We start from the raw sequence: 18,371 nt of genomic DNA on the forward strand, positions 1-18,371 counted from the left end.
GGCTACGACTTAATCGTCAGGGGGATTTTCAGGTAACATTTACCATTGTCTTCTGCCGGCGGCAGCTGGCCAGCTCTGACATTCACCTGAATCGCAGGCAGCAGCAGTTTAGGCACCGCCAACGTGGCATCCCGGGCTTCCCGCATGGCCACAAAATCGGCCTGGCTGACGCCATCTTTTACATGAATATTGTTGCGGCGCTGCTCAATCACCGAGGTTTCCCAAGCGAAGTGCTCCCGCTTAGGGCTCTTATAGTCATGCCCTACAAACATCCGGGTAGCCTCCGGCAAGGCCAGAATTTTACGGATGGACTGATACAGGGTTTGTGCACTGCCGTTAGGAAAATCCGCCCGGGCCGTGCCGTAATCAGGCATAAACAGGGTATCGCCCACAAACACCGCATCTTCTATGTAGTAAGACACACAAGCCGGGGTGTGACCGGGCGTATGCAGCACTTCAATATCAAGATGCCCCAGCGTAATTACTTCCCCGTCGACAAACAGCTGGTCAAACTGACTACCGTCGGTGAGAAACGTGCTTTCCAGGTTATAAATGGCTTTAAACGTGGATTGTACCCGGCGAATATGATCGCCTACGCCAATCAGCCCGCCGAGCTTTTCCTTGATGTAAGGAGCGGCAGTCAGGTGGTCGGCATGGGCGTGGGTTTCCAGGATCCATTCGAGTGTTAAGCCATTTTTGTCAACGTAACTGACAACTTTGTCAGCAAACTCATGGGAAATCTGCCCGGCTGCGGCGTCATAGTCGAGTACCGGGTCGATAATTGCGCAGCTGTTAGTGGCACGGTCAGTTACCACGTAGGTCACGGTAAACGTGGGCTCATGGAAAAATGGCGTGATCTGGATTTTGCTCATTTGCCGGCTCTCTGTATCAAAATAAAATTGGTCTTTGATGTGATACAGCAAAAGCTTTGCCAGCTGGCCCGGGCGCTATCCACAACTGCGTATAACAACGCCAAAGAAAAACCTAAACCATTGATTATTATGCATTTATATTATTTAGGATTTTTTACTTTTAATGGCATAATTCGCCAAATACGTTGTTGAGCAGGTACCCTCTGCCGGCTTTAACAATGACGTTTTCCAACCCTTATGCGTTAGCTCGCAAACCCAGCTAATCACTGGTTGTTTTGCACATTGTGTGGAGCAGTTTTTGTATGTTGTCTTGTGTGGATTGTGGTGCCTGTTGCGCCACCTTTCGGGTGTCTTTTTACTGGGCGGAGTCTGACCCGTTTGCCGGTGGTTCGGTTCCGGCCGAACTGACTACGAAAATTTCGCCAAACCTGGTGTCGATGGCAGGTACTAATCAGCCTAACCCAAGGTGTGTAGCCCTGACAGGCGAAATTGGTAAACAGGTGAGTTGCAGTATTTACGAACAACGCTCGTCAACCTGCCGGGAATTTGAGGCCGGTTCGACCGATTGCTTAAAAGCCCGGCTAAAGCACGGGATCACTGACGATGTAATCCCTATCCGCGTTGCCTGAAGAGATTAGCTGGGGGGACTTAGTATCAGCGTGTCTTTACATTGCAGTTCAGCCGGATACACGTGGCTGGCAATGATGATAAGGCGCGTTGCGGCTTCCTGTTGTAACAAGGCAACCAGTTGGCTAACCGCTACTCCATCGAGCCCCTCAAAGGGTTCATCCAGCAGCCACACCGGTGAGTGGATAAGCATTGCTCGTGCTATGCCTAAGCGCTTGCGCTCGCCGCCTGATAATACGCGACCACCCGGGCCGAGCCACTCGCCCAGGTCGTTAAGCTGAGCCAGGCCAACTTTGCTCAGTACGTCATTAAGTTGCGTAGCCGAAAAGTCCCGCCCCAGAGTCAGGTTATGCCTGAGCGTAGCGGCGAGGATCACCGGTTGCTGCTCCAGATAAAGCCAGCCTTCAATCAGGCCCTCCCCCGGTGCATTACCATCGCAAAGGCGTTGCCCATGGCAGGCTACCAACCCGCTGATCGCCTGCAGTAACTGGGATTTGCCTGCGCCGCTTGGGCCGCCAACCAGGTAAAGACCGCTGGCATCAAATTCCGCTGTCACGTTTTGTTCGGGTAGGTTCACTGAACCAAAGTCTGTAAGAGTGAGCGTGCTGGACAATGGTACGGCGTCTGTGAGTTGCAGGGGTTCTACTGGTAGTGTTTTAAGTGCCTGTTTGCCTTGCACATACCGGTTTAGCGCAGGCTGACCATTAAAGGAGCGGCCCAGCCAGTCACCGGCGCTGAGCAACAGCATGGGCACCACCAGCAACAGCGGGTTACCGCCTTCCCCCTCAAGCTGAGTATGGATAGCCAGATAAATAATCACCAGCATCAGCGCCCAGGCAAGCCCCTGAAACACCCACAGACTCTGCAAGGTAAGCCGCTGCTGACTGGTTTCAGTTTGCCACAACGCTTGTGCGGAGGGTAACTGCGCTAACTGCTCTTGCACTGTTTTTAAATGCCAGATGGCCACACTTCTGAGCACTACATCGGATTGTTCTCTGAATTCATGCTCTTGTAAAACCTGCGTCTTAGCTAAAGTGAGCCCTTGCACACAAAGCACCGACATGATCATCAGCCAGATAACACCAAGTGCTAATGTCCAGCCAGCAAAAGGGATATCCAGCACCAGCAGTGTTACTGCGCTCACCAACAGCATGAGTACCGCAGAGGCCTGCTGAGAAACCCAGCCGACCCACACCGCTGCGATGGCCTCGGTATGACTGGCCAGCGCTTCGACTTCCTCACTGCGCTGGCGGATCTGCGCAGCAAAGAGCCGTTCAAATAGTTGCACGCGTAGCAGCGAGGTAAGTTGCAGTAAGTGTTTGTGACCTACCCACATATGGGCATAGCCACTGCCAATGCGTAACAGCGCCAGGGCTCTGATCACTACCGCCGGCAGCATATAATTAAAATTCACCGGAGCCACGGCGCAGGCGGCAATAAACCACGATGACACAATTAAAATGGCCAGCCCGGCACAGCCGTGCAGCACTGCCAGTAATACGGTAATGAAGGCTTTCACGATACTGCCTCCCCAGCCATTTGCTGCACCCTGCGGTTTTCCACCTGCCAGGTTCGGTTAAACCAGTCATCCGGCAGCGCCTTATGGGAAACCCATAGCACAGTTCGCCCCTGCCCCAGAGAATAAATAAGCTGACTGAGGCTGTGATGCTGCGCTTCAGGTAGATGCGCAGTGGGCTCATCGAGCAGCCATACCGGCGCGTCAGACAGTAACAAGCGCGCCAGTGCCAGACGCTGCGCCTGTCCACCAGAGATAGCAGGCACTTCTGCCAGCGGCGTATCTAGCCCGGCCGGCAGCGAGTCCAGCCATGCCTTGAGCTCTACTTCACTAAGCGCTTGTTCCAGCCTGGCGGTAGTAAAAGTGCGCTGATAATTAAGATTTTCACGCAGTGTGGCGGGTAACAATACCGGATGCTGAGTGAGCATGGCCACCCGACAAGGCAAACGATAATTCCCCGTCCGCTGGCCGGCAAGGGCTTCCAGCAACAGGGTTTTACCACTGCCCGACGGACCGGTTACGGCTACCCAGTCACCAGGTAGCAGCGTTAAGCTTTGGCTTGCAAGCAGGTTATTCGCCAGTTGTAAGCTAAACTGCTGCGGTTCAGTGAGTTCGTTGGCCGGTTCATCCAATTGCCCGGCTTCCAGCGGCGCAAGCCAGTCACCGGCCGCATCGCGCGCGGCTTCAGCCTCGGCCTTCTGGTGATAAAACTGCCCCAGCGCCTTAAGTTCTGAAAACAGTAAGGGCGCAGTAAGTAACAACCATAAGCCAGAATGCAGCGTGAGCTCGGGGCCTAACGAGAACTCGCCCAATAAACTAAAGCCAATAAACACCGCAATTAGGGCAACGGCAATAGTCGAAAAGAAATCCAGTACGGTATTTGATAAAAACGCCACCCCAACCACCTTCATGGTGCGTTCATTCAGGTCGTCACTGGCCTGTTTTAATATCTTTTGTTCAATCTGATGGGTGCGAAAACTGGCCAGTAACCCCAGCGCGGTGAGGCGATCAACAAACAGACTGCCCAGCCGGGTGAGGGCAACAAAGTGTTTCCGCTGAAGTGCCGCAGCGCCCTTACCCACCAAAATCATAAACAGCGGAATAAGCGGTAAGGTGATTAGCAGGCTGCCACCCACCACCGGGTTGACCACCAAAATAAACAGCAGCGCGAAAAACGGCGTAAGCACCGCCACGTATTGTTGCACCTGATAGTCGTAGCGCCAGTGAACCAACGCGCTGATGTGCCGCGTCCATACCGATTGCCAGAAGTAAGCCGAATGGATGCTGACTAACGAGGTTTGCTCTGCTACCAAACGCTCAGCAAAGCGCTTTTCGAGGCCACTAAGTAAATCGGTTTTAGCCTGCAAGGTACGCCGATAAGCATCGCCCTGCAGTAGCCAGGCCAGTAATAACGCAGCCGTCAGGCCCAGCCAGTCACTCATATCCGGCTGCTGAGCCAGCACCACCCAGTCGTGCATCATCGCAGCAAACAGCCAGTAACCAGCAATTAAACACAACAGCCGGGTGGTTTTTATGGCCACTAATAAAAACAAGGTGCTGCGCGATGCAACACCCTGCTTGGTGACGGTGGCGTTAAACCACCGCGGAAGGGACTGACTCTCTTTCACTACTGATCTTCTGGGTCTTCAGGGCGATCCAAGTTCTCAGTCGATTCTAACCACATGGCGTTGATAATGCCAAATGAACAAGCCAGTAACACACCTAATATCCAGGTAAAATACCACATGTTTTGTTCTCCTTAATAAATCGCGTGAGATGAGTCTAAGTCGCTGTTTTTAATGCGACCGCGCATTACGTAGAAGCCGTAAGCGGTGTAGCTTAAAACAATTGGCACAAACACACAGGCAACACCAAACATAATTTTCAGGGTCATTTCACTGGATGTTGCATCCCACACGGTTAAGCTTGCCACCGGCATGGTGGTGCTTGGCATCAGGAATGGGAACATTGAGAAGCCCGCTGTCAGAATAATACCTGTCATCATCAGCGCGCTGCTCACAAACGCCCAACCACCGCGGCCTGCTTTGGAGAAGAAAGCGCAGGCCAGGCCCGCCCCAATACCTAACAGAGGCGCCACTACCATCCAGGGGTATTTGCTGTAGTTAGCCATCCAGGCACCGGCCTCAACCGTCACTTCTTTCTTAAGCGGGTTAGAAGTAGCCAGTGTATCCACAGCTGAAGTGACCACAAAGCCATCTAATCCAAAGGCAACCCACAGGCCAGCCAGAATAAACAGCACCACTGTCGCCAGCGACAGTACAACTGACACTGCGCGCGCCCTTACCTCAATAAAGCTGTCGGTCTTCATTTGCAGCCAGGTAGCACCGTGATTGAGGATCATTGCTACGGAAACCAAACCCGCTACCAACGCAAATGGCGTAAGCAGACCAAAGAACGAACCGGTATAGGTAGCTTTTAAATTGCCATCCAGCTCAAAGGGAACGCCCAGCAACAGGTTACCAAAGGCCACGCCAAAGATTAACGCAGGCACGAAGCCAGAAGTGAACAGCGCCCAGTCCCAGCTGGTGCGCCAGCGCTTATCTTCTAACTTACTGCGAAAATCAAAGCCTAGCGGACGCATCCATAAGGCAATCAACACCAGCGCCAGCGCCAGATAAAAGCCCGAGAAGGCGGTGGCATAAATCATCGGCCAGGCCGCAAAAATGGCACCACCGGCGGTGATAAACCACACCTGGTTACCGTCCCAGTGCGGACCCACTGTGTTGATCATTACCCGGCGTTCGTCGTCGGTTTTACCAATCAGGGTGAGCAGTGCGCCAACCCCTAAATCAAATCCATCGGTGATGGCAAAGCCAATCAGCAGTACGCCAACCAGCACCCACCAAATTACTCGTAGTACTTCATAATCAATCATGCGTTTGCTCCTTGAGTACCCAGGCCAATAGCATCATCCAGTTTCTTGTCATCTTCCGGTGGAACCGGCCCTTTCTTGGCGTATTTCTTCATCAGATAGAAGCCAATTACAAACATGGTTGCGTAGAACAGGGTGTAAGCCACCAACGTAGTCACTACGTCTGAAACGGACAGGTTAGACACAGCGGTGTGTACTGGTAACACTTCGGCGATAGACCAGGGCTGACGGCCATACTCGGCCACAAACCAGCCAGCTTCACAGGCAATCCACGGCAGTGGCAGCGACCATACCGCCGCTTTCAGCAACCAGCGAGGCTGGGTAATGCGGTGCTTAGTGCTGTAATAGAATGCCGCGATAAACAGCGCCAGCATCAAAAAGCCCGCAACAACCATCAGGCGGAAAGAGTAAAACAGAGGCGCTACCGGTGGGATACTGTAATCCACCGCTTTTTCCAGCGCTTCTGGTGTAGGCTGAGTAATGTCGTCAGTGAAAGGCTCCAGCAACAGCGCATAACCTAAGTCATCTTTATTGCGTTCAAACATCTCGAGTTCTGCCGGCGTTGCTGTGCCGTCTTTCACTTTTTCCAGCTGTTTCTGTGCCTGTACGCCAGACAAGATACGCACCCGGTGAATCTCTTTGAGATCCTTGATCCCCATCACCTCTTCATCCAGTGAACGGGTAGCAATAATCCCCATGGCCCACGGGATCTGAATAGCGAAGTCCATTTTTTCTTCTTCGTCATTAGGAATGCCGAACAAGGTAAAAGCTGCCGGCGCCGGATGAGTTTCGTACTCGGCTTCCACAGCTGCCAGTTTAACTTTTTGCACATCGCCGAGCTCGTAACCGCTTTCGTCACCTAACACAATTACCGACAGGGTAGCCGCCAAGCCAAAGCTGGCCGCAATCGCAAAAGAGCGACGGGCAAAGGCAATATGTTTATGCTTGAGCAGATAATAACTGGAGATAGCCAGTACAAAGATGGCACCGGTGACATAGCCTGCAGAGACAGTGTGGACAAATTTAACCTGGGCTACCGGGTTAAAAATCACTTCGCTGAAGCTGGTCATTTCCATCCGCATAGAATCGGTATTGAAACTTGCCCCCACCGGAAACTGCATCCAGCCGTTGGCAATCAAAATCCACAGCGCAGAGAAGTTTGAGCCAATGGCCACCAGCCAGGTTGCCATTAAGTGCTTCACTTTGGACATTTTGTCCCAGCCGAAGAAGAACAGCCCCACGAAGGTAGATTCTAAAAAGAATGCCATTAACCCTTCAATGGCCAACGGAGCGCCAAAAATGTCGCCCACGTAGTGAGAATAGTAAGACCAGTTCATACCAAACTGGAACTCCATCGTTAATCCGGTTGCAACGCCGATGGCAAAGTTAATCCCAAACAACTTGCCCCAGAACTGGGTCATTTGTTTGTAGATTTCTTTACCGGTCATCACATATACCGACTCCATAATGGCCAACAGGAACGTCAGACCAAGGGTCAGCGGGACAAAGATAAAGTGGAACATTGCTGTTAAAGCAAATTGTAACCGCGATAGTTCTATCAACGTATCGCTCATGGGACTCTCCTTTGATGTTTCTAAATACTAAACCGGGTTCTGCCTCCAGCGTGGTCAGAATTACCCATGCTGAAGGTCTGTAATAATTGCTACCTGAAAGGCCAACCGGCCCAGGACTTTTTGCACTTTATAAGTTGCACTTTGCATAACTTGCGCCAACCGGAATAAAACAATTAACTAACTGATATTATTAAATTAATAGATTTTCATTAGTTCGACAGGTGGAAATCTGCTAAGCAGCGTGGCGCCTGACTGACATATTTGTCAGTAGCCTGTCAGAGCTGACAAGCCTCGTTATCAGAGAAGTCGCATGAAGATACAGCAATGCTGGCGGTTAATTTTTGATCGCTATCAACTAACTGAAAAGGGGAGTGATTTGAGGCTTTGAGGAGAACCAGGCCAGCGCAGCGGGCATGCTGCCCGCTCAAAATTGGAGGTGCCCGATAAGCCTTTACTGAATAGAGAAAGTGAGATGACAGGCATTACACACGCGCATTAAATCCACCGCATGCTGACGAACTTCTTCCTCACTCAGGTCCGGGTTTTGAATTGCCTGCCAGTGAGGCCGCATGCTTTGCGCCATAGCACGAAATGCTGGCGGTATTTGCTTGCCCAACCCTTTAGGACGATTCGCCTGCTCGCGGGATTGCAGGTTCGCGATACGCTGGCGAAGCTCCTCCCGCTTGCCTTCCAATAGCAATTGCTGGGTATCGGTTAGCGCTTCAAGCATGTCGCGCATATGGCCCAGCACAAACGATTTTTGCTCATCGTTAAGCGTTACCGCCATACGCTCATCAGCGGCCAGCGCATTTGCCGCTGGCCATGTCAGGCAAAGTGTCACCAGCAGCGCACTTATTAAGCCCTTTGCCATGTTATTCTCCAGCCTGATAAGTCACCGTAAAAGCACCGCGTAAATCTCCTGCGGCAAAGCCGGTTGCCTCATCATCCGGGTATTGCTGATTTATGGCCTCCTTCACTGGTTCTGCCAGCGATGCGCCATGACAGTTGAGGCATAAGCCGCCAGTCATAATTGGTGCCATAAAACGATATTTACCGGCTGCTTCATCAACATGAACGGTTGCCAGGGCGCCGGGCTCCAACCCCTCTTCCAGCCCTTTCACCATGGCCATCAGCGATGATTTCTCCCAGCTGTCTGCGCGGTTTTGCGGGTTGCGTACTTTCAACGCGGTGCGCCCTACCTGCCAGCCATCGGTGCTAAGTTGTGCGGCTATAGCGGGCGCGATGTCCTTACACACCTGAACACCATTAGGTAACCCACCGGCTTTAACCGCCTGCTGCAGGTTTTGTTTCAGCGTTTTGCCCAGTTGCATGGCCTTCTGCTTTGCCTGCGCTTTAAACTCTGCTTCGCTCAGTTGTGCGGCCTGAGTGGCCAGGGGGAGCAATAAGCACCCCATTAACACTGCTTTCTTAGTGAGTCTGATCATTTGTCATCCTGCTCCAGTCTTTCGATACCCAGTGCCTTCAACACGTATTTCTCGTATACAGGTTCGCTGGTACCGGTTTTCATCTTACGCATGAAATATTTTTCAAAGGCAATCTTAGCCAGATGCACCCATTTACCCTTTTTAAACCAGGTAACGTTACGCGGCGGAATTTGCGGCATAGCCACAAACGCGGCACCGGTGTCGCCCATATCAGCTAAACAAATTGCATGCCAGGTGCCTTTTGTTGAAGGCGGTTTATCGTCCACAATGATGGATTTCATATTATGCGCAATGGCCGTCATCATGGTTTCAATCATGTAACCGGTTTTCGGAGTACCGGTGGGTACCGGTGTTGTCTCTACCGGCGGGATAGCCACGCATACGCCACCCGAGAAAATATTAGGGTACTTAGGAGAACGCTGGAATTCATCGGTGATGACAAACCCTTTGGGGTTACACAACCCTTCCACATTGGCCACAGCCGGAACGCCACCAAAAGGCGGGATAAGCATCGAATGATTAAAAGGCTCCTCATAGGTAAATTCCACCTCGCCTTTTCGATTGAGCTCAGACACATGCATCATGCCGTCTTCAACCTTATCCACCCGTGCGTTACAGATCCATTTGATGTTGCGGTTACGCAGTTCTGATTCGAGCATTGATTTTGAGTCACCCACGCCGCCCAGCCCCAAATGGCCGATGTAAGGCTCACTGGTTACAAAGGTCATGGGCACTTTGTGACGAATTTTGGCATCGCGCAGCGCCTTATCGAGAATAAAGGCATATTCGTAGGCCGGCCCAAAACAACTGGCGCCCTGAAACGAGCCCACCACTACCGGGCCGGGGTTAGCCACCAGCTTCTCAAAATCCACATAGCAATGTTCGGCATGATCCAGTGTACAAACAGATTGAGTGAATCCACCAGGGCCCGCCCCTTCGATTTGGTCAAAGGCCAAACGCGGACCGGTAGCAATAATCAGGTAATCATAATCAATAACTTCACCTTCACCGGTGACCAGCTGATTGGCTTCGGCATCAATTTTGTCGACCCGGGCGCATTTAAACGCAATTTTCTTTTTGGCCAGGTATTTTTCGATAGGCATAGTTACCGCACCGGCTTCGCGCCACCCCACTGCAACCCAGGGATTGGAAGGGACAAACCTGAACTCTTCCCGTTCGTTAACCACCATGACTTCATGACCAGCGCCTAACGCCTCTTTTACTTCATACGCCGCTGGCATACCGCCGGTTCCTGCACCTAACACCACTATTTTTGCCATAATCATTCTCTTTTATCGTTATTGGCTCTGCTAGTCCCGCCACACTGGTTGCTAACAAATCCGTTGAACAAGTCTTTCTGTTAACAAGTCGCCTTATTAACAAATTGTTTACCAATATTCGTGCCATTGTGGTGTAAACGTAGTAGGATGATGTTTTATATTAGATTTTTAATATATTTATTGATTAAACGGCTTGTGCAGCACATTGAGCTGTGTCAAATTTGACAAACAAGCTCAGCTTTCAGCTGCCATATTTGTCTCAGGAGAAGGGTGTTATGAACGCATCGCTCATTCAGTCAATGATTAATGCCATTGATAAACCAGCGATATTCATTACCAACGATTACGTTATTCAGGCGGTTAACGATGCCTATCGTGAAACCTACGATACCGAAGTTATCATTGGTAACAGCACTTGTTATACGATATCCCATCGCAACGACGCTCCCTGCGACAAGCATGGTGAAGAATGTCCCTTAGCCCAGTGTCAGAAAACGAACCGGCCCAGCAGTGTGGTGCACATTCACAACACCAATGAAGGCAAAACCTACTGCGATATCTTAATGAAACCGGTGCGTGATGAAGATGGCATGACCATTGGCTACCTGGAAATACTCGATCGCATTAGCTATGCAGCCGCCGACTCGCAGAAGAACAAAATGATTGGCGGTTCAGACAACTTTAAACAAATGCTTAACCGCATCAACCGCGCCGCGCAGTCGGAGATTGCGGTGTTACTGCAAGGCGAAACCGGCGCGGGTAAAGAGCTGGTTGCCCAGGCCGTTCACCAGTCGAGCCGCCGCAAAGACAAACCATTTGTGGTAATTGAGTGTACCGGATTAAACGAAAGCCTGTTTGAATCTGAACTGTTTGGCTATGAAAAGGGCGCGTTTACCGGAGCCACTAACAGTAAGAAAGGCCTTATCGAAGTGGCCAATGGCGGCACGGTGTTCTTCGACGAAATTGGTGACGTACCGCTTAATATGCAGGTAAAACTGCTGCGCTTACTGGAAACCCAGTGTTATCGCCCGGTCGGCGGCCTGAAGCAGAAAAAGGCGGACTTCCGCCTGGTATGTGCCAGCCACAAAAACCTGCTGGCCATGGTGGAAAAAGGCGAGTTTCGTCAGGACCTGTATTTCCGAATAGCAGGCTTTCCTATTTACTTGCCCGCATTACGCGAACGTAAATCGGATATCCCCCTACTGTGTAAGCATTTTCTGTCTGGTAGTGAACACCGTCATAAGCACTTTAGCGAACGGGCACTACAAACCCTTTCGCATTACAGCTTTCCGGGCAATATCCGCGAGCTTAAGAGTATTGTGGAGCAGGCTGCGCTGATGTCGAACGATGACGATATACTGGTTAGCGATCTACCGCCACAGATCCTTGGTGTTGGCCCGGCTGAAACCCAGGCCATAGCGGAAGACATTATGCCGCTAGAGCAGGCCGAACAGGTGTATCTGGAAAAAATCTGTAAGCATTTTGATGGCAGCCCGGATGAGCTTGCCAATAAGCTTGATGTAAGTACTCGCACACTTTACAGAAAGCTGCAGCGATACAATATTAAACTCAAAGGTTCATGATCCCCTGATACAACAGGCGCACCGCAAGTACCGATAAAATTAACTTAAAGGCTAGCTTAAACTTATCTGCCGGAATGCGGTTTAGTAGTTTAAGGCCCAGCCAGGTACCAATCGCGCCGCTGACAATCATAGCTACGACCAACGGCAGCCATTGCCAGAACGAAAAGCCCACCATGGTAAACACCACCGCTTTTAAACTGTGCTGAAAGGTCATGCAGTTAGCAAATGTGGAGGTATGGGTCATTTTGTTATAACCGTTGCGGTACACCACCGAAGCCACCATTGGGCCACTGGCACCCACAAACATGCTAAGAAAGGTGGTTAGCGCGCCGGCAATGATGCGGCCCGGCCGCGACATCTCCCGCGGACTGGGTTTAAGCCCCCACACCATGAGCAGCAGAAAAACGGCAATCGCTAGCTGGATAATCGCCAATGGCAGCTGCACTACCACAAAGGACGCAGCTATCGCCCCCAGGATCGTCCCTAAGGCAAAGTACTTAAACATCGCCCGGTCGAGATATTTAAAGGTCATTACCGCGCGGCTGGCATTAGAGCCGAGCTGCACCAGGCCATGCACCGGAATTAACGCAGCAATGGGTATTACCGATGCCATCACCACCAGCAAAAGCATGCCGCCGCCCAATCCCATAGTACCGGTCACAAATGAAGTAAATCCTGCCAGTAAAATGAGTCCCAGCGCCGTATAAAGGTCCAGAACTCCGGCAGTTAACAGTGTTTCCATCACAAACCACAAAGTCGCATTCAATCCTGACTATGATTCTCACTAGGCCTGAAATACTTTGCAACCAAATAAACCGCTATTTCGTCTTAGAAAACCTGTTTATGGCTCACATTCACTGGTAACTTAATCTTTCTTACATAACAACAACGACAGTAATCACCTAAAACCATGAATAAAATGCTTCTTTCTCTGTCTGTTGCCACCGTGCTGCTTGCGGCCTGTAGCGACGACAAAACGCCAGAAAAACAAATAGAACCTGCAACGCCTATGAATTTATCGACATCTGTTACCCCACCGGTGGCGAAAAAAAAATCCTACGAATTAACTGCTCACGGCGATACCCGGGTAGATGATTATTACTGGATGCGCGACGACTCCCGTACTGATGCAGAGGTGCTTTCGCACCTGGAAAAAGAAAACAGCTACGCTGATGCCGTTCTTGCGCCGCTCGAAAAACAGACCGACTCACTTTATGAGGAAATGATCGCCCGCATCCCAAAGGATGACTCCTCAGTACCTTATAAAAAGAATGGCTACTGGTACCAGACGCATTATGTGGGCGACGGCGAATACCCTATTTATGTCCGCAAGAAACAAGTGGATGGTGAAGAAACTATATTACTCAACGGCAATCAAATGGCCGAAGGCGAGAGCTACTTCAGCATAGGCTCCTTTGCTGCCAGCCCGAATAATGAGTTACTGGCCTACTCTGTGGATACGGTCAGTCGTCGTTTATACACTGTATACGTGAAAAACATTGCTACCGGTGAGTTGTATGCCGACACCCTGACCGACACCACGGGCCAGGTCTACTGGGTTAACGATAACCAGACCCTTTATTACATCAAGCGTGATAAGCAAACCCTGCTGGGCTCGCAGGTTTTCCGTCATACCCTGGGGACTGATCAGGCCGATGACGAACTGGTTTATGAAGAAACCGACACTACTTTCTATACCTCATTAGGGAAAAGTAAAGACGGGGAAGTTATCTTCATTAATCACAGCAACACCGACATGTCTGGCGTAACGCTAATTGATGCCAACAATGCTGAGGCCACCCCAACGCCCTTTTATCCCATCGAGCCGGACCATGAGTATTCCATCGAAAAGCATGGCGATGATTATTATGTGCTAACCAACTGGCAGGCGGATAACTACCGCATTATGAAAGTTGCGGCCGATAGCACCCAGGACCGCAGCGCCTGGCAGGAAGTGGTAGCTCATAATCCTGACATTTACATCAGCAGCCTCGAAGTTCTGCAGGACTACCTGGTATATAAAGCCAAAGAGAATGGCTATTTACGCCTTGAAGCCATGTCGCTGAAAGACGGCTCACTGCGCACCATCCCCACTGAAGATCCAATTTATACTGCAGGATTTACCGGCAATACCCAAAGTGACACCAATACTGTCAGAATTTACTATGCGTCGTTAACCACGCCGCCCAGTACCTTTGATATTGACCTGGAAACCCTGCAAAGCGAACTGAAAAAGCAAAACAAGGTTGGTGACGACTTTAATGCTGCGGACTACCGGTCAGAACGCCTGATGATCACTGCTCGCGATGGTAAAAAAGTACCGGTTTCACTGGTTTATCGTAAATCGACCTTTAAAAAAGACGGTACTAACCCGCTCTTCCAGTACGGTTATGGCTCGTATGGTTCAACCATGGACCCAACCTTTGTTTCTTCTTGGTTATCAATGCTCGACCGGGGCTTTGTAGTGGCCATTGCCCATATCCGCGGCAGCCAGATGCTCGGCACTCAGTGGTATGAAGACGGTAAAATGGGCAACAAAATGAACACCTTTACCGACTTTATTGATGTAACCAAAGGACTGATTGAACAAGGTTATGCCGACCCGAGTCGCGTGTTTGCAGAAGGCGGCAGTGCCGGTGGCTTATTAATGGGCGCGGTGGCCAATATGGCACCAGAACTGTACACCGCAATCGCCGCCCATGTGCCCTTTGTGGATGTAGTAACCACCATGAGTGACGCCAGCATTCCGCTGACTACCGGCGAGTACACCGAATGGGGTAACCCGGCCAATAAAGAAGAGTATGAGTATATGCTTTCCTACTCACCTTACGATCAGGTGAAAAAGCAGGATTACCCGCATATGTTTGTAACCACTGGTTTGCATGACTCACAGGTTCAGTACTTCGAGCCGATGAAGTGGGTAGCCAAACTTCGGGATTACAAAACCGATGACAATCTGCTGCTATTCATTACCAATATGGAAGCCGGCCATGGCGGTGCATCAGGGCGCTTCAAGCGCTATGAGCAACGGGCCAAGGAATATGCCTTTTTCTTCCACCTGGCAGGTATAGAACTGTAAGAAACGGGCCCGGTTAACGCCAACGTTAGCCGGGCTTATTATGGCTCTGCAAAACGTAAAGCTGTCTGATTTCGCCCTTCCCGCTTAGCTTTCAGCAGTTGTCTGTCGGCTTCATCAAACGCCTTTTGAAAGCCTTCACATTCATCAACCCGGGCAATCCCAAAACTGCAGGACACAGCCAGTTCGGGCTGTGAAAAAGTAAGCTCTGCAATCCCCTGACGGATCGTTTCAGCCACAGAGAACGCATTCTCTATGGAGGTTTGTGGTAGCAGCAACATAAATTCGTCACCACCGAAGCGCCCGAAGATATCACTGCTGCGAATTTTACTGCGCACCAGGGAGGCCAGCTCGCGAAGCACCTCGTCGCCTGCCAGATGGCCAAACTGATCGTTGATTTGTTTAAATTTATCTACGTCGAACAACAATAACGAGGTTTGGTGACCATAGCGTTTAGCATGTTTAAGGTGTTGTTCAGTAAGCGCAATAAAGTGCTGCCGCATGACCGCTTTGGTGAGGAAATCGGTTTTGGCTTCAACATGTAATTCACGATTATCTGCCACCAACGCCGGTACAGACATAGCAAAGTAAGCACTGCAGGCAATCACATTGATAGCCACCTGATAAATATAGGCCTGTTCAGAAACCCCTAAAATGCTTACCAGCAGCGCCAGCAGGAAGCTGAGCATTGCCAGACTGGCAGCCATCCGTATCGGCGACTCCGTAAAAACGATCCACATTTGTGGCAGGGTCAGAAAGAAAATCAGACAGGCAATTTCCGATGACTGGTAATGGTCTGCCAGTACGACTACCCCTACCACCAGCGCCCAGCAAAATACCAGCTTGCCGGCAAAAGAACTAAAGCGGCTCTCGGTTTTAGGCTGGTAATTGAGCGCAGACAGTAATCCCCGGCGCGGATATATGCGATTCACAATACCGATAAAAACCGGCACCAGCACCAGGATCCCGGACATATCGCCAATCCACCAGGCCAGACTGGTGGCTAAAAACGACTCCAGTTGCGGCCCGCCAAACAATAACAGTACGCCGGCGGTTGCCATAACCAGGCTGGAAGTAGCCACCGTCAGTAAAAACCGCATCACCGGCGCATATAAATTATGATGGCTTATCCGGTCAATAGAGCCGCGTAGCAAGTTGGCACTCACGCCGTAAACCAGGCAATGCAGCAAGGCAAACTGGCTGCCGGCAATCAGCAGCTGTTCCAACGAGCGTTGATCATTAAATACCAGGCTTTCCCAACCAGTAGACAACACACAGGCAATGAACATAGCAGGCAGTGCCTGCCATCTGAGCAACAGAAAACAGGTAAACGTAAAACCAGCGGGCGGAAACCAGATACTGGCATGGGGGGCATACTCAGTAAAAACCGACAGACGCCAAAGCACCAGCCAGGTTAAAACCAATAACGAATGTTTAAATACTGCAGTAATTTTTTCCATTACTATTTGCACTGTTCGCCTGACCGCTCTAACACAGTGATAAAACCGCCAATATGTTTACTACAAAAATCACGTCCTAAAATAGTAATACAAATTTACCAGAGTACCTATCCACAACACCGTTAATGCGACTAATTAGCTAGAGTGCCAGCCAGATTAACGGCAATGTCAGCCAGAAAAGGCCTGGCTCCAGTCTTTCCACACCGGTGTCATGCCTAGCTTTACAACAACGTCTGCCACTGCTTCAGGTGAACGTTTATCATCGGTACTGAACTGCTCAAGTGCTTCATCTGTGGCTGAATAGCCTCCCGGTTGCGTGCTGGATGCGGCGCTCAGACTAGTGATACCAAAGGGCAATAGCTTGTCTCTAAGAGCAGCAGACTCGCGGGTTGATAAACTTATCTCGACATCTGTATTCATCAACCGGTGTACGCAAATAAGCTGCAATAACTGGCGATTAGTCATATCCAGCGTACTCACTTTATCTCCCGTGTAAGGCCTCAGTCGCGGTACCGACAAGCTATAGCGGCTGCGCCAGTAACGGGATTGCAGATATTCCAGATGCAGTGCCGTAAAGTAGCTGTCCACACGCCAGTCGTTTAACCCAATCAATACCCCAAGACCGATTTTATCCATACCGGCTCGGGCCAACCGTTCCGGCGTTAGCAGGCGCCAGTCAAAATCCTGTTTTTTGCCCCGCGTGTGATATTCGGCATAGCGGCGTCGTTGATAAGTCTCCTGATATACCATCACAGCATCAACGCCCAGGGTTTTCAGTGTCTGGTAGTCACTCTCAGCCAGTGGTTGTACTTCCATCGCCACATAACTGAAGTGTGGTTTGATCAGGGGCAACAGCCGTCGAAAATAGGCCATACCGACTTTGCGCTCGTGCTCCCCGGTTACCAGCAGTAAGCTGTCAAAGCCCATAGCTTTAATGGCCGCAACTTCTGCGGTTACCTCCTCTTCAGACAGGGTTTTACGACGAATCCCATTACTTGCTGAGAAACCACAATAGGTACATTCATTAGCACAGAGATTTGATAAGTATAAAGGCACAAAAAACTGCATGGTATGACCAAACCGGCAACGGGTAAGTTGCCTGGCGCGACTGGCTAATACCGGCAGGTAGGATTCGGCGGCCGGCGACAACAACGCAGGCAGATGCTGCAAGGTTAAGTGTGGCGCATTAATAGCAGCTTCGACCTCTTTAGCGGTAGTGGCATAAATACGCAGCCGAATATCATCCCAGTCGGTGGCAGCCAGAGTGTCTGCAAAACTCATAAATCCTCCAGAAACGCTTCCAGCGGACTGGTGGCCACGGCCATGTTATGTCCGGCAGCCAGGCCTGCTTCATACGCCTGCCGCCCAGCTATTACAGCGTGATTGAACGCTCCCGCCATGGCGACAGGATCGTGCGCTGCAGCCATAGCGGTATTAACCAGCACTGCATCCACACCTATTTCCATTGCAGCGGCCGCGTGACTTGGTGCGCCTATACCTGCATCCACTACCACCGGCACTCTGGCCTGCTCAACAATTATCTGCAGGAACTCACGGGTTTGCAGCCCCTGATTAGAACCAATTGGCGCGCCCAGCGGCATCACCGCCGCACAACCAACTTCTTCCAGTCGTTTACATAACACCGGATCGGCCGGGCAATAAGGCATTACTACAAACCCCTGGTTGACCAATAGCTCTGCGGCTTTAAGTGTTTCCACAGGGTCTGGCAGTAAGTAGCGCTGATCAGGATGTATTTCCAGCTTCACCCAGTGGGTTTGCAGCGCCTGGCGCGCTAGCTCAGCCGCGTAAACAGCCTCATTTGCTGTACGAGCCCCTGCGGTGTTAGGCAGTAACTTCACACCCAGCTGCTGTAGGGGGGCCAGTAATTGATCTGAGCGGCGCGAGAGGTCCATACGCTTTAAAGCCAGCGTGGTCAGTTCACTACCACTGGCCGCAATGGCCTGCTGCATAATAGTGGCGCTGGCAAATTTGCCGGTGCCTGTGAACAATCTGGATGAAAAGGTTTTATCTGCAATCTTAAGCAT

16 protein-coding genes are annotated in these 18,371 nt (G+C 50.8%); 3 read left to right on the top strand and 13 right to left on the bottom strand.

Annotated elements, in window-relative coordinates; genetic code table 11:
* Positions 1–2: 2 nt before the first annotated feature.
* Positions 3–872 carry an MBL fold metallo-hydrolase gene (locus tag D9T21_RS13845; protein ID WP_123325576.1) on the bottom strand — a complete coding sequence of 290 codons (870 nt, stop codon included), beginning with the start codon at positions 870–872 and terminating at the stop codon, positions 3–5.
* 302 nt (positions 873–1,174) lie between these two features.
* On the opposite strand from D9T21_RS13845, the gene D9T21_RS13850 reads away from it, so the two are divergent.
* Complete coding sequence (locus tag D9T21_RS13850) at positions 1,175–1,501, top strand: YkgJ family cysteine cluster protein (RefSeq protein ID WP_123325557.1); 327 nt, start codon at positions 1,175–1,177, stop codon at positions 1,499–1,501.
* 5 nt (positions 1,502–1,506) lie between these two features.
* Here the strand turns inward: D9T21_RS13850 and D9T21_RS13855 are convergent, their stop codons facing one another.
* The 8 genes from D9T21_RS13855 to D9T21_RS13890 form a co-directional block, all read right to left on the bottom strand.
* Positions 1,507–3,018, bottom strand: coding sequence for an ATP-binding cassette domain-containing protein (locus D9T21_RS13855; RefSeq protein ID WP_123325558.1), 1,512 nt, complete (start codon positions 3,016–3,018; stop codon positions 1,507–1,509).
* The gene (locus tag D9T21_RS13860; RefSeq protein ID WP_241155713.1) at positions 3,015–4,643 is read right to left on the bottom strand and encodes an ATP-binding cassette domain-containing protein; all 1,629 of its coding nucleotides are present in this window, start codon (positions 4,641–4,643) and stop codon (positions 3,015–3,017) included. Before D9T21_RS13860 ends, D9T21_RS13855 begins: the two co-directional genes overlap by 4 nt.
* Complete coding sequence (cydX, locus tag D9T21_RS13865; RefSeq protein WP_070177514.1) at positions 4,643–4,762, bottom strand: cytochrome bd-I oxidase subunit CydX; 120 nt, start codon at positions 4,760–4,762, stop codon at positions 4,643–4,645. Before cydX ends, D9T21_RS13860 begins: the two co-directional genes overlap by 1 nt.
* Positions 4,763–4,774: 12 nt before the next feature.
* Entirely contained in the window at positions 4,775–5,911 is a 1,137-nt protein-coding gene (gene cydB, locus D9T21_RS13870) for a cytochrome d ubiquinol oxidase subunit II (protein ID WP_123325559.1), read from the bottom strand.
* Positions 5,908–7,482 carry a cytochrome ubiquinol oxidase subunit I gene (locus tag D9T21_RS13875; RefSeq protein ID WP_105936897.1) on the bottom strand — a complete coding sequence of 525 codons (1,575 nt, stop codon included), beginning with the start codon at positions 7,480–7,482 and terminating at the stop codon, positions 5,908–5,910. The genes cydB and D9T21_RS13875 overlap by 4 nt, the downstream gene beginning before the upstream one ends.
* Before the next feature lie 451 nt (positions 7,483–7,933).
* Positions 7,934–8,353, bottom strand: a complete 420-nt coding sequence (locus D9T21_RS13880) for a hypothetical protein (protein WP_123325560.1) — start codon at positions 8,351–8,353, stop codon at positions 7,934–7,936.
* A 1-nt stretch (position 8,354) separates the two neighbouring features.
* Positions 8,355–8,927: a Tll0287-like domain-containing protein gene (locus D9T21_RS13885; protein ID WP_123325561.1), complete on the bottom strand. Its 573-nt coding sequence runs from the start codon at positions 8,925–8,927 to the stop codon at positions 8,355–8,357.
* On the bottom strand, positions 8,924–10,207 hold the full coding sequence (locus tag D9T21_RS13890; protein WP_123325578.1) for an NAD(P)/FAD-dependent oxidoreductase: 1,284 nt from the start codon (positions 10,205–10,207) through the stop codon (positions 8,924–8,926). The genes D9T21_RS13885 and D9T21_RS13890 overlap by 4 nt, the downstream gene beginning before the upstream one ends.
* A gap of 275 nt (positions 10,208–10,482) precedes the next feature.
* Between D9T21_RS13890 and D9T21_RS13895 the strand changes: the two genes are divergently transcribed.
* Positions 10,483–11,790, top strand: coding sequence for a sigma-54 interaction domain-containing protein (locus tag D9T21_RS13895; RefSeq protein ID WP_241155714.1), 1,308 nt, complete (start codon positions 10,483–10,485; stop codon positions 11,788–11,790).
* On the opposite strand, the gene D9T21_RS13900 is transcribed toward D9T21_RS13895, so the two are convergent.
* Complete coding sequence (locus D9T21_RS13900; RefSeq protein ID WP_123325562.1) at positions 11,777–12,532, bottom strand: sulfite exporter TauE/SafE family protein; 756 nt, start codon at positions 12,530–12,532, stop codon at positions 11,777–11,779. The genes D9T21_RS13895 and D9T21_RS13900 overlap by 14 nt on opposite strands.
* Positions 12,533–12,700: 168 nt before the next feature.
* On the opposite strand from D9T21_RS13900, the gene D9T21_RS13905 reads away from it, so the two are divergent.
* Positions 12,701–14,869, top strand: coding sequence for a S9 family peptidase (locus D9T21_RS13905; protein ID WP_123325563.1), 2,169 nt, complete (start codon positions 12,701–12,703; stop codon positions 14,867–14,869).
* Positions 14,870–14,907: 38 nt separating this feature from the next.
* Here D9T21_RS13905 and D9T21_RS13910 read toward each other — a convergent pair whose 3' ends face one another.
* From D9T21_RS13910 to D9T21_RS13920, 3 genes are all read right to left on the bottom strand, one after another.
* Complete coding sequence (locus tag D9T21_RS13910; protein WP_123325564.1) at positions 14,908–16,326, bottom strand: sensor domain-containing diguanylate cyclase; 1,419 nt, start codon at positions 16,324–16,326, stop codon at positions 14,908–14,910.
* Positions 16,327–16,494: 168 nt separating this feature from the next.
* Positions 16,495–17,607: a 2-iminoacetate synthase ThiH gene (gene thiH / locus D9T21_RS13915; protein WP_123325565.1), complete on the bottom strand. Its 1,113-nt coding sequence runs from the start codon at positions 17,605–17,607 to the stop codon at positions 16,495–16,497.
* Positions 17,604–18,371 (bottom strand): thiazole synthase, encoded by a 768-nt coding sequence (locus D9T21_RS13920; RefSeq protein WP_123325566.1) that lies wholly within the window; start codon positions 18,369–18,371, stop codon positions 17,604–17,606. Before D9T21_RS13920 ends, thiH begins: the two co-directional genes overlap by 4 nt.

The sequence above is a fragment of the Marisediminitalea oceani genome, assembly GCF_003731635.1.
GTDB classification, from domain to species: domain Bacteria; phylum Pseudomonadota; class Gammaproteobacteria; order Enterobacterales; family Alteromonadaceae; genus Alteromonas; species Alteromonas oceani.

Coding starts and splice junctions, on each gene's coding strand:
- D9T21_RS13920 (WP_123325566.1), bottom strand. CDS start 18,371: ATGCTTAAGATTGCAGATAAAACCTTTTCATCCAGATTGTTCACAGGC.
- thiH (WP_123325565.1), bottom strand. CDS start 17,607: ATGAGTTTTGCAGACACTCTGGCTGCCACCGACTGGGATGATATTCGG.
- D9T21_RS13880 (WP_123325560.1), bottom strand. CDS start 8,353: ATGGCAAAGGGCTTAATAAGTGCGCTGCTGGTGACACTTTGCCTGACA.
- D9T21_RS13845 (WP_123325576.1), bottom strand. CDS start 872: ATGAGCAAAATCCAGATCACGCCATTTTTCCATGAGCCCACGTTTACC.
- D9T21_RS13850 (WP_123325557.1), top strand. CDS start 1,175: ATGTTGTCTTGTGTGGATTGTGGTGCCTGTTGCGCCACCTTTCGGGTG.
- D9T21_RS13905 (WP_123325563.1), top strand. CDS start 12,701: ATGAATAAAATGCTTCTTTCTCTGTCTGTTGCCACCGTGCTGCTTGCG.
- D9T21_RS13895 (WP_241155714.1), top strand. CDS start 10,483: ATGAACGCATCGCTCATTCAGTCAATGATTAATGCCATTGATAAACCA.
- D9T21_RS13910 (WP_123325564.1), bottom strand. CDS start 16,326: ATGGAAAAAATTACTGCAGTATTTAAACATTCGTTATTGGTTTTAACC.
- D9T21_RS13885 (WP_123325561.1), bottom strand. CDS start 8,927: ATGATCAGACTCACTAAGAAAGCAGTGTTAATGGGGTGCTTATTGCTC.
- cydB (WP_123325559.1), bottom strand. CDS start 5,911: ATGATTGATTATGAAGTACTACGAGTAATTTGGTGGGTGCTGGTTGGC.
- D9T21_RS13875 (WP_105936897.1), bottom strand. CDS start 7,482: ATGAGCGATACGTTGATAGAACTATCGCGGTTACAATTTGCTTTAACA.
- cydX (WP_070177514.1), bottom strand. CDS start 4,762: ATGTGGTATTTTACCTGGATATTAGGTGTGTTACTGGCTTGTTCATTT.
- D9T21_RS13890 (WP_123325578.1), bottom strand. CDS start 10,207: ATGGCAAAAATAGTGGTGTTAGGTGCAGGAACCGGCGGTATGCCAGCG.
- D9T21_RS13900 (WP_123325562.1), bottom strand. CDS start 12,532: ATGGAAACACTGTTAACTGCCGGAGTTCTGGACCTTTATACGGCGCTG.